General features: G+C 58.5%; 11 protein-coding genes. All 11 read right to left on the bottom strand.

Going from position 1 to position 11563, the window contains the following annotated elements; all coding sequences use genetic code 11:
• Positions 1-56: 56 nt before the first annotated feature.
• Positions 57-938, bottom strand: coding sequence for an MSCRAMM family protein (locus NFS22_RS23935; RefSeq protein WP_338148059.1), 882 nt, complete (start codon positions 936-938; stop codon positions 57-59).
• Positions 859-5136, bottom strand: a complete 4278-nt coding sequence (locus NFS22_RS22205) for a SpaA isopeptide-forming pilin-related protein (protein WP_338148058.1) — start codon at positions 5134-5136, stop codon at positions 859-861. The genes NFS22_RS23935 and NFS22_RS22205 overlap by 80 nt, the downstream gene beginning before the upstream one ends.
• Entirely contained in the window at positions 5028-5405 is a 378-nt protein-coding gene (locus NFS22_RS23930; RefSeq protein WP_338148057.1) for a hypothetical protein, read from the bottom strand. The genes NFS22_RS22205 and NFS22_RS23930 overlap by 109 nt, the downstream gene beginning before the upstream one ends.
• A gap of 77 nt (positions 5406-5482) precedes the next feature.
• Positions 5483-6283 (bottom strand): stalk domain-containing protein, encoded by an 801-nt coding sequence (locus NFS22_RS22200; RefSeq protein ID WP_251319847.1) that lies wholly within the window; start codon positions 6281-6283, stop codon positions 5483-5485.
• Between the two features lie 127 nt (positions 6284-6410).
• On the bottom strand, positions 6411-7196 hold the full coding sequence (locus tag NFS22_RS24200) for a class D sortase (protein ID WP_420908906.1): 786 nt from the start codon (positions 7194-7196) through the stop codon (positions 6411-6413).
• A 963-nt stretch (positions 7197-8159) separates the two neighbouring features.
• Positions 8160-8540, bottom strand: coding sequence for a SpoVG family protein (locus tag NFS22_RS22185; RefSeq protein WP_251319846.1), 381 nt, complete (start codon positions 8538-8540; stop codon positions 8160-8162).
• Positions 8537-9205 (bottom strand): hypothetical protein, encoded by a 669-nt coding sequence (locus NFS22_RS22180; protein ID WP_251319845.1) that lies wholly within the window; start codon positions 9203-9205, stop codon positions 8537-8539. Before NFS22_RS22180 ends, NFS22_RS22185 begins: the two co-directional genes overlap by 4 nt.
• Positions 9195-9701: a hypothetical protein gene (locus tag NFS22_RS22175; protein WP_251319844.1), complete on the bottom strand. Its 507-nt coding sequence runs from the start codon at positions 9699-9701 to the stop codon at positions 9195-9197. The genes NFS22_RS22180 and NFS22_RS22175 overlap by 11 nt, the downstream gene beginning before the upstream one ends.
• A gap of 20 nt (positions 9702-9721) precedes the next feature.
• Positions 9722-10693, bottom strand: a complete 972-nt coding sequence (locus NFS22_RS22170) for a DNA adenine methylase (protein WP_251319843.1) — start codon at positions 10691-10693, stop codon at positions 9722-9724.
• On the bottom strand, positions 10690-10989 hold the full coding sequence (locus NFS22_RS22165) for a helix-turn-helix domain-containing protein (protein ID WP_251319842.1): 300 nt from the start codon (positions 10987-10989) through the stop codon (positions 10690-10692). The genes NFS22_RS22170 and NFS22_RS22165 overlap by 4 nt, the downstream gene beginning before the upstream one ends.
• Before the next feature lie 95 nt (positions 10990-11084).
• Positions 11085-11438, bottom strand: coding sequence for a hypothetical protein (locus NFS22_RS22160; RefSeq protein ID WP_251319841.1), 354 nt, complete (start codon positions 11436-11438; stop codon positions 11085-11087).
• Between the last annotated feature and the right edge of the window lie 125 nt (positions 11439-11563).

The following is an 11563-nucleotide window of genomic DNA, read 5'->3' as shown; positions in this document are numbered from 1 at the left end:
TGCTCAGGCGGTTTGCATGATTGCCGCTTTTCGCACTTTGTTAAAAAGGCTTTAGCCTATTGGTACAGCTTCTCAGTGTTGGGGATGGGAGTCCCGGCGGGCCAGCCGTTCATGGAGTTGTAGTCCTCAGACGTCTTGGTGATCTGGATCTGACCAGTGACAGCGGTGTTCTCCCAGGTGATCTCGGTAGTGGTTCCTGCGGTGACATAAACTGTCTTCAGCTGGGTGTCCACGATGTAACCCTCATTTTCCAGCTCCCTCAGGTAGTAGCGGCCAGAGCCGGGCAGGTCGTCGATATGGACGTAGCCCTTGTCATCGCTGCTGTACTGCCCTATGGGATTCTTGCTGGCGTCGTAGAGGAGGAAGGTTACTCCATAGATACCCTGCTTGGTAACGCTGTCGACCTTGTGGATCAGGATACCGCTGACCGCCCGGTTCGTAATGGTGACTGTGGTGGCTTTGCCATCCCGGATGGTGAAGTAGGTGGGGGTGGCGTCCAGCTTGAAGCCCTGCGCCGCTTCGATCTCCACAGCGTAGTAGTCCCCTGCATCCAGGTCCAGATGGGCGTGGCCCTGTTTGTCGGTGGTGATGGTATCCACCAGGGCTCCGTCTATCTTCCTGATTTCAAAGGTTGTGTCGGGGATACGCTTGGTTTTATCGCTCTCAGAGACCTTGATCAGCTCCAGCCCGCCAACTTTGGTGTTATACACAGTAATGGTCTGCGTGTCGGAGGGGTTCACCTTGACCGTCTGCGTCCTGGTGCCCTCGTCCATGACGTAACCAGGCAGGGGCTTGGTTTCCGTGATGACCAGCGTACCCACCACGCCGGAAATGCGGATCTCGCCGTTGGCGTCGGTCTTATAAAGGCCCTTGCTGGACAGATGGCCGTAGTCGTCGTCCAGATAGCTCCCGTCCGAGTAGGTGATCTGGAACTCCACCCCGGCCAGCGGCTCCCTGGTCTGCTTGTCCAGCTTCTTCACCACGATACAGCCCTGCTTGGCGTTGTAAAAACGGAGGTACTGGACTTCGCCCGCTTTGACTAAGAATGGACTTGGGCTGGCCGTCCAAAACATAGCCCTCCAACGCCTTGATCTCCCGTGCGGTGACGGTGGTGCCGGGGGTCAGGCCGTCCAGCACAATCCGGCCCGCCTCGTCCGTGATAAACTCGCCGTTGCTGTTGCCAACGACGGCCCCGCTGGAGTCTGTCACAAGGAAAGTAACGCCTTTCAGCGGGGTCGTGGTGCCCTCGATGTACTTCTCAATGACAAGGGTGGTGCTGGGGGTGTTGGTGAAGTGGAGGGTCTGCGTGTCGTTGGGGTTTACCACCACCGTCTGCGTCCGGGTGGCCTCATCGATGGTGTAACCGGGGATGGTGGCCGTTTCCGTCACCACCAGCGTCCCCACCACGCCGTTGATGGTGATTTTGCCGTCCTTGTCGGTGAAGTACAGGCCGTTGCTGCTGATCTGTCCGTTTTCAGCCGGTACAAACTCCCCTGTGGAGGTAGTCACCTTGAAGGTGACGCCCTTTAAGGGCTTGCCGGTGAGGGCGTCCCGCTTGTCGATGACCAATGTCCCGGCCTTGGAGTTTTTCACAATGACGGTCTGTGTGTCGCCGCCCTGTCCAATGACAACATTGGTGCTGGCCCTGTCCATGACGTACCCTGTCGGAGCCTTGATTTCAGACAAAATATATGCTCCGGGGGCGAGGTTGGTGATCTTGATTTCGCCCTGTGCGTCGGTGGTAAAAATGCCGTTTTGGGTCAACGTAGACGTGCCGATCACGCCGTCCAGCCCAACCTCACAGCCTGCGGCGGTGGTTACTCTGAACTCCGCACCAGGGAGGGGCTGACCAGTGACGCTGTCCCGTTTCTGGATGATGATGGCCCCTTTTGGCTGGTTCTTGAACGTCAGGCTGACGGTACGCCCCTCTTTGATTTGTACCGTCTGGCTCTGCGTGTCCAGAATAAAGCCAGCGGGGGCGCGGGTTTCCGTCACCACCACGCTCTTACCGGGGGTCAGGCCGGTGATACGGATTTCGCCGTTTTCGTCCGTGCGGTACACGCCGTTGCTGTCGCCCACAACGGTGCCATCCGCATACAAAACCTTGAACTCGGCGTTCTGCAAGGTAACGGAGGGGTTCACCGAACAGACCTTGCGGATAAGCAAAATTCCGTCCGGGGCATTGGAAAATCTGACGGTAACAACGCTCTGCTCACCGCTGTCGGCCAGCATGATAGTTTCGGAGGACTGGATGATGTTGTACCCGTCCGCAGCGTCCACTTCCTCCAGCACATACGCGCCGGGGTTGAGGCCCGTCCACATGGCGGTGCCGTTCTTCCCGGTGACTTTGGTGCCAATCACGGTGCCGCCCGTGCCGGAGGTGCCGCCCAGGTAACGCAGCTGGAACGTGCAGCCAGGGAGGGCCGCGCCGGTCACGCTGTCATATTTTTCGACGATGATGGCGTTCTTGGGCACGTTCTCAAAGGTGATGACCTTGCTCTCGCCGCCCTTGATATAAAATTCCTGGGTGGCGGGCTGCTTGATGGTGTACCCAGCGGCGGGGGCCAGCTCCGTCACCCTGTACCAGCCGTCCCGCAGCAGATCAAGAGAGAACTGGCCGTTCTCGTCGGAGAAGAAGGTGCCCAGGCTGTTCAGCTCCCCGGTGGTGGTGCTGTTGCTCCCGTACCAGACCTCAAACTTGGCCCCCTTGATGGGGCTTTTTGTGATGCTGTCCACCTTATTTACGGTCAAAGTCGGCTTCTTGTGGTTCTCAAAGTACACAGTATGGTCCCGGTTGGGGTACAGCGTCACAAGCTGACTGGGGGCGTCCATGAGCCAGGGGGCCGGGACGGATTTCTCGGAGATTTCATATACTCCAGGCAGGAGGTTGGACAGGGTAGCTTTGCCCTGGCTGTCCGTCTTGATCTCGTCCACGCTGTGACCGTCCGCCGCTTTCACCAGGAACACAGTATCAGGCACTGCCTCCCCGGTGTCGGCGTCATGCTTGTAGACGACCAGGTTGGGCCGCTTCTGATTCTCAATGGCGATTGTACTCACCTTGCCGGGGAACAGCTCCACATGGTACTCCCGGATATCCAGAATGTGGTCCGCCACTGTAGCCGTCTCTTTCAGGGAGTAGACGCCCGGCTCCAGGCCCTCCCACAGGATTTCGCCCTTGGCGTTGGTGGTGCGGTCCAGGTAGCGGCTGCCATCCTCGATCTTGGCCAGCCGGAAGGAGACGCCGGCCAGAGGGGAGACGTCCGAGCTGGTCTTTGTCAGCAGCAGGTCGGGGTACTTGCTGTTGGTAAATACAAACTCGGCGTTCCGGTCGGCCTCCAGCTGGATAATGCGCTGGGCCTTGTCGATGACATAGCCGGGGCACTCCAGCTCCAGGACCTCATAAGCGCCGGGGGACAGTCTGGACAGGTCGATTTCGCCGTTTTTGTCGGTAGTAAACTCCTTGGGGCCGAAGGTGCCGTCCACGGCCCGGATGCTGAACTTGACGTTGGGGATGGGCTTGGACAGGTTGGCGCTGTCCACCTTGACCAGATGAATACCGGGCTTTTTGCCGTTGAAGAAAACCAGCTCCTTGATACCGTCCCCGGCGTGGAGCTCCACCTGCTGGGGGGTGGCATCGGTGACGTGCTCATCGTCGCTCTGCACTTCCTTTACCAGATAGGTGCCGGGCTTGGCGTTGGTAATGAGGATTTCTCCCTGCTGGTTGGTGCTGTACTGACCCAGGCTCTCGCCGTCCCGCCAGATTTCAAAGGCGATGTCGGTCATGACCTTCAGGGTGGTCCGGTCGTACTTGATAATTTTGAGGCCGGGCAGCTCCTTGTTGGTAAAGGTAACAGTGGATTCCTGCCCGCTGACCACGCTCATGGTCTGGACGGTATCGGTGTCGGCTATCCAGCCCTCAATGCCGGCGGTCTCCCGGACCTCCCAGCCGTCGGGCTTCAGCTCGGTGAACTCCACCGCTCCGCCTGGGCCGGTCTGAGCGGACCTGGTCTCGCCGGTGGCGATGTGCTTGATTTGGATGGTGACGCCCTTCAGCGGCTCACCGGTATCGCTGTATTTTTCCACCCGGAGATTGCCGTAGGGGTCGTTGTAGAAGGTGACTTCCACCGTCTTTCCGTGGACGGCCTGGACATGCTGGGTGGCGTCGCCTGAAATGAGGTGCCACTTGGGGGGAGACAGCTCCTCCACGGTGTAGTGGCCGGTCTGGGTCACAGGGACGGTAAAGGTCCCATCTCTCTGTGTGGAGTAGGAGCCCAGAGTAGTACCATCCGGTGCGGTAATCTTGAACACCGCACCCTCCAGGGGTGTCAGGGTGCCGGTCTCCAGCTTGATGACCTTGATTGCGGTTTCGGAAGAAGGCGGAGGGGGGTCATCAGGGTCGGCGGAGTACCGGCTGATAAAGGAGCCCTCCATCTGCAGGTAGGGGTCGGTATCCAGCATGTAGTCCTGGATATTGCCGTACTGGTCCGCCTGGAGGGACTTGGCGTAGTAAATCTGATACTGAACGACCACCGTATCCATATTGAGCTGGACCGTGCCGGTCTGTCCCGCCACGCTGGAGGCGGGATAGATAATCTTGCACTGGCCCTTGTGCCCGTCCGCGAAGGTGTATGTGCTCATGGTCAGCTCGGAGATTTCCTGGTCATTCATATCCAGAATCTTGGCCCCGGCAGGCGCGCCGTCGGCCAGGCTGAGCTTCGCCTTCTGATACGTCCAGGTATCGCTGGAGATGGTGATGATCTGCTGGTAATAAGGCTGGCCGTTGATGGTCACGGGGTAGGCCACGTCCTTGTCAGCGGTGGCGGTAAACTTGGGCGAAGGGATGCTGTTCCAGCCCATGCCCCTGTTGTAGATGGTCCTGGTGGCCTCCAGTACCCGCTGCGCCGCCGCCCGGTCCTCACCGGTCAGCCTGGGGTTGATACCCAGGCCGTTGACAGACCAGTTGCTCAGCAGATAGATCCACAGGGCGGTCTTGGTGGCATAGTAGGCCTCCTCCGGAGTATTCAGGTTCAGGGTAGACAGCGGCTCATGGGGATAGCCGTTGGCGATAATGCCGCAGACCTTGGGGTCGGAGACAGTATCCGGGGCGGTGTACTTGATGGGCGTCCCCTCGGGCACCAGGGCCGGGACGCCGTACAGCGGGGGTCCACGCAGTAGGCGGGGATCTCCTTGACATGCCCGGTCTGTTCTGAGCGGTAATTGTAGTAGGTGTAGTGCTGCTCCTTGACGCTGCCGTTCATGGTCAGCCAGTCCAGGACCTCACTCCTGGCGTATACGTTTACCTCGGCCATCGCCTCCTCCAGGGTGGGGGCGGCGAGAGAAGTTACAGGCAGGATGCCCAGCAGGGTAACGAGGGCCAGGAAGAGGGAAATCATGCGTTTTTTCAAAGCAAAGTACCTCCTAATGAAATTTGGACAAAAAATACCCCCTCTGTTCTCAGAGGGGGTGCGGAGAAGTATTCGGTTTATTCGGATACGACACAGTAGTGGGTATATTGGAAGATGCCGTTGTGGTAGTAGTCCCAGGCTTCCACATAGTAGCGGCTGTTGGGTCGGCTGTGTACCAGCTTCTCCAGCTCCGAATCCCGCCAGGGCCAGAAGGAGTGAGTATAGGCTTCATCCTCAGCCCGGATGGTAAGCTGGACGGTTGCCAGCGGTCTGCCGTCCCGCCACGCGCCGGGCTCCTTCCCCAGGGCGTTGTAGATGGTGTACTCCATCCGCCGGGTTTCGTAGAGGTTGCGGACGAACAGGTCGTCGCCGTACTGGTCGGCGAAGTGCTGGATGTCCACCCGTGGCAGTGCTTTTTGGGGGAAGGCGCTCCAGTCACAGGTGGGGGTAGGCAGGGGGCCCACCGGGCCCGCCGCGAATACGTTGTTGTCGTAGCGCCTGACGTCCTTGATCTCGTAGACATACCCGTCGTCGCACCGGATACGGTCCCCGGCCTGGGGAATGTATCTGGAGCCGTCTGCAGGGATGGTGACGGTATCGCTGGTCTGAATGACGGGGCGCTCCCCGATGTAGACGCTGTTGGTGGAGCCGTCATAGGAGACCTCGAAGCCCACGGCCTCGCCAACGTCCCGGAGCTTCACATAGTTGCTGCCGTTGATGGCGTAAGCCTCCAGCGGAACGGGAGCGCCGTCCACATAGAATCGCTGGGTGCTTGGGATGGCAGTGAGCTGCCGGACCGCCGCCTGGGCGGTGGGGACCAGCGCGGCTCCCATCAGGATACCGGCGGCCAACAGGGTCATCTCTTTCTTTCTGCTCATTTTGTGATCCTCCTCATATTCCGTATTTTGGGCCCTTTTGCAAGCACAACAATACCGGAAGCAAGGTCACAAGTCCAGCGAAACCGAAAGATAAACCGGAGAAAAAGATGGTTAAAAATGAAGCAATTTATACAACCTCGGACGCGGTGACGCACCAGCGGTAGGCTCTCTGGTCCCGAACACAGGTATAGAGTGTAAGAGTGTTGGTCCTGGAAGCGGCAAGGCCGCTGTTGTCCGTCTCGCTCACTTTGGACACGGATGTCACCTCATAGGTCCGAGTTCCCAGCTTGGTGCTCAGGGTGATCCTGTCGCCCAGGTTCAAGGTGTGGATGGACCCAAAATAGCAATTTGTGCCTCGGTTATGCCCCGCAACAGCGACATTGCCGTCCCAGATGCTGGTTTCAGTAAAGTGTCCGGCCCCCTTAGCCAGTGTCTTGCTGTCGGTGCCCTCGTAGATTTTGACATTTACATCCAGGGAGGGGATCTTCAGCCGGCCCAAATAGCCTCCCGAGTAATAAAGGTCATCTGTGACTTCGGTATAGCCGCCCGAGGTGCTGCCGGGGTTGGTCACGGTAACGGTGGACGAGCCGGGGACATAGACGGAGCCGCTGGAGATCCCGCCGCCCATGGCGGGAGGCTGAATCACGCCCGTGCTGCCGTTGATAACAGCTCCCGTGGTGGGCTGATAGCCGGGGGCCAGGTTGGGAGTGAGGGGCGTTCCGGTATTCAAGGTGTCAGCGCTGGGCGTACCGAAGCCGGGCGGGATGAGAGCGGCATTCTTGCTCACATCCTCGTTTTTCATGGCACCGCCTGTGGTATATACCGGCTCAAAGGAGGTGGGCTTGCCGTACTCCGGGTCGTCGGGAGCGCTGATGCTGTACTCTAAAGGACCGGCGGCGCTGGCAGGAATCATCAGGGCTGCGGTCAGGCAGAGAAGAGAGAGAGAAAAACAGATATTTTTTTCATTCGGTATCCTCCTCATTTTCTTTTCTGTGTTCAGGAACAGGGCTGCGCCGATACCAGCACCGGCCACGGCGACCACGCCCAGAGGTACCAGCAGAATGGTCCAGTTGAAGGCGGCGGGAGCCTGGGCATTGGGGTCAGGCTCCGGCTCCACGGGCTTGAGCGGCGTGCCCTCGAAAATGGCTACATATCGGGTCTTATTCAGGGCAATCCTGCTGACTGTTCCGCTGTAGTCGGCGGTGACAGTGTAGCCCTTGACATAGCTGCTGGTGGCGGAGCCGGTGTAGGTGGCCACGGCGGTGTAGCGGTCGCCAACAGCATAACCGTCCAAGCTGGCTGTGTTGTCCGTCTGCCATCTGATATCCTGGAGAGTCAGGGTGCGTCCGCCGTCCTGGATTGTCTTGGGAATATACTGGGTATCCTGACCGACCAGGTTTGGGTAGCTGCGGGTGGCGGAGACCTCCTTGGTGGAGCTGCCATACCCGGCCACCTCCACCTGGACCGTATCCAGCTGGAGAGTCAGGAGTCCGGCAAGGCCGTCCTCGGTGACGAACTCCCTCTGGGCGGGCAGTAGGGCCAGCACAGACTCCATATCCTTGTTCTTGCTGGGGATAGAGACGGTTTCGGTGTGATACCGCTCCTCATGCTCTGGGGTCTCCTGCTTAAGCGGGTCCACCAGGGTGTAACGGAAACCTTCCTGTTCGAAGTCAGAGCGGGCGATGCCAGCGGGGTCATCCTCCGGGAACAGGTCATAGACCTTGCGAATCTCAGAGCCGTCCTCGCTGCGGGTGACAGAGGTGGGATAACAGGCAGGACTGGGTTCCGCCGCATAGGCGGCGGGGGCCATAATCAGAGTGAGGGCCAATGCTGCGGCGCACAGGGTGGATACTTTTTTCATCTTCTGTTCTCTCCTTTACATCGTCATTGTGGGCGCGGGAAATGTCTCCTGTTCCTGCTGCGAGGTTTCCTGCTGCCGCTGGGGCAGCTGGGACAGCTCCTGCCGGTAGGCGGCCACCACCGTGTCGCTGAACTGCTGGTGGAATTCCCTGGTGCAGGGGAAGCAGACGTCCTTGTAGCCGTCTCTGCCCTTATAGCTGGGCATAGAGACGAAGGGACCGCTGTCGCTGTTGATGACCTTGACGCCCCGGACGGCGAAGCAGCCGTTCAGGGTCACCGAGGCGTTGGCCAGCACGTTCCCGCTGGTGCTCAGGGAGTGAATTTTCACCTCCATCTGCATGGGCAGGGTCTCCCGTGTGGGCGCCGCCTGGGACTGGGGATTGCTCTTGTTTTTCATGGTTTCTCCTCCTTAATTTTTTTATGGTCAAGCCGTTCCTGTGTACGGCGGGCCAACATCAGATACTCCCAGTGGGAGACCTCCAGCGGAGCAAAGGTCCCGTCCGCCGTTACTCCGTCCACGCGGTATTTGGTGATGACAGGGTAGCGGAAGGACTGTTCCGGTGCGGGGTAGCGGCGTTTCAGCTCCTCGGGCGGAACCCAGCCGATGCCGGACAGATACAGCCAGCGGACGGCGGACTCGAGGATGCCCGAAACATCCGGCCAGAGGTATCTATCCTTTAAATCCCGCCTGGACGCAAACGGCCCAATGGGGGCCGGAACCAACCTGTCCGCGGCGAGGCAGTACCGGATGTTCAGTTGGGACACCAGCTCTCCGGCCAAGGAGATCACGCCCTCCTCCTTTTTCCAAAGGGGGAGGGCGAGGAAATCCAGAACCAGAGCGTTTTCCCAGCAGGAATCGGTGGGCAGGCGGCGTACCAGCTCTACATCCTGCTCCCCATTGCTGACGCCAACCGCTTTGACATTGTGGTCAGGCAGAGAGCGATACTGTTCCAGCGCGTCCCGGCAGTTCAGAAATCGGGACTGCCGCCAGCCGGACTCACCCTGGGGGTCATATCCCAGGCGCAGGTCATCGACTGTATAATAGGAATGCTTAGCCGCCATAGACAATATCCTCCGCGATCATGTGCTCCTCCAGCTTACCCAGGCAGGTACCGGCCTCAGCGAAGGTGGCCAGAAGATCGGGGGGAAGGTCCCTCAGATCATAGCGGTGTTCCGCTGCCATAATTGTGACGGTGTGGGCCTCCTCATCGACCTCGGCGCACAGCTTGGCCCCATCGGGGATACCAGCAGCCTCCCGCAGGTATTCGTTCACCTGGACGACTTCCTCCTCCAGGTCATTAAAGGGACAGCTGTCCTTGTCGCAGTCCTCACAGGGGCCGCAGACCTTAGACAGGTGGTTGATCAGATTAGCCGCCAGATGCGCGAGCCCATGGGCAGCGGTCAGCAGCTCAGGGGCGGTCATCCGACCTTCCAAAAGGACCAGAGCGTGGTCCAGCGTATGCAGCTCCAGGTTTTCGTCGCTGTTGAGCTTGCTGAGATTCAGGGTGGCGGTTGTGATACATACTCCTTTGACGGAGCTTTCTTTGACAAATTTCATATTGTGTTCCTCCAACAGATTTATTTTGGTTTATTGACCAGCTCCATGTCGTACTCCCCGATATGGGTATCCAAGTCGAAGAGGGAGAGCTGGGTGAGATAGGGCCGGGGATCATAGTTGGTGATGAGAAGTTCTCCGTACTCGGAGCCTTTTTTCTGTGACAGCGGATTGGCCCGACGAAAGGCCAAAATGTAAAAGTCCCTGTAGAGCTGCCGGACAAAAGGACAGTCGTTATAAGAAACAATGACATACCCCTGGCAAGCAGAGATGGTTTGCCAGAGCCGGATATGAAATTCTCGGTTCTTATCGTGCTGGGACACCTGGTATAAGCGTTCAGCGTCGACATAGGGCGGATCGGCATAGATCAGGCCACCAGGTCTGTCCCGTTCCCGGATGATCTGGATGGCATTTTTATTCTCAATGACCACATCCTTCAGCCGGGCGGATGCCTCCTGGATCGACCGCAGAAAACCAGATACGTTCATCGGCTTCACACCAAAGGATGTGCCGGTACTGCTGAAGCTGCCCCGCATACGGAACACGAAGGCCGCTGCTCGCTGTACGTCGTACAGCTCCAGCTTTTTCAAGATAATTGGCCGCAGCACCTGAGCCTGCTCCTCGGTAAAACACTCCCGGTCCTCCAGGCAGTCCAGCTCCTGCTGGATATTGCGCAGGGTGATATCCTTGTGGTCCACAAAGTCCCGGTAGAGCTCAAAGGTCGCGCGGGACTGGATGGGCAGGAATTTCAGTTCCTTCATCAGCGCACAGGGAAGTTCTTTAACACAGAGGAAAAGGTTGGCCAGTTCCGAGTTCAGATCGTTATAGATATCCAGCCGGCTGGGGACTGACTGGAGCGCCAGGGAGAGGGCCCCGCTGCCGCCAAACGCCTCCAGGAACTGGTTCAGATCAGGTGGAATGATCTGCAAAATGTAGGGGAGCAGCTTCGTCTTGTTGCCGATCCAGTTGATAAAGATGCCGGCGATGACAATCACCCGCTTTCTCCGAAGGAATCCAGCGACCCCTCCAGCCCAGCGATGGCCTTCTCCAGACCGGTTACCATCTGCCGCAGCTGTCGGATGGTGGTGTAGATCTCGCCAGCGGTGACGGCGTAGAAGTAGCCCTGCCGGTCGCTGGCGATGGGGACACCCTTCCGCCTGAGCCGGTTGACCAGCTTGCGCAGGTCGGTACCGCTCAGGCTCAGCGCCCGTTCCAGTTCTGAGCCGCCTACCCGGTATTTCCTGCCGGGGCAGGCCCCTTTCAGGTAGCTCAAAAGTCTTTCTTCTCGCATGATTTGCTCCTTTCTCGGGCCACTTTTCCGAAAAAGGGCATAAAAAAACAGGGGTCATTTATCCCTTTCGGAAAAACGGCCCCTGTTTTATTTTGTTATTGCATGGCTATTCCAGCCCCGTCCGGGGTGCTGTACTCATAGGTGAACTGTCTGTTGTTGCGGATCACATACCCGGTCTCGCCGCTGGTCAGCATATATCCGGAGGTCTCCAGCACATCCTCAGCATAATCCTCGAGATTGATGGCGCCAGACTGGATCAGCTCCTCCGGCACACCCTCGTCCCGCAGATGGTTTGCCGCGAAGTCCGCCAGTCCCTCGCTGGGTATCCACTCATAGCAGTGGATGTTTTGAGAGATATCCAAGGCAGATTTCAGGGTACGGCAGTCCTCATATTCCAGTGCGGCGGCAAGCTTCTCCAGCCAGTGAGGCTCGCCCTGGCCCTTTTCCACCAGGATATAGCCTTCCCGGACACTCAGTGTCTCCAGCCGTTCTTTCAGATTTCCTTCTGAACCTCATCCAGAGTCGTTGGAAAAGTGATGGTCGCCGTCTCGGAGTCGAGGATACCTTTCCACAT

Source organism: Flintibacter muris (genome assembly GCF_943192995.1).
Taxonomy (GTDB): domain Bacteria; phylum Bacillota; class Clostridia; order Oscillospirales; family Oscillospiraceae; genus Lawsonibacter; species Lawsonibacter muris.
The sequence above is the reverse complement of the archived record's forward strand: the minus strand, read 5'-3'. Positions and strand labels throughout refer to the sequence as shown.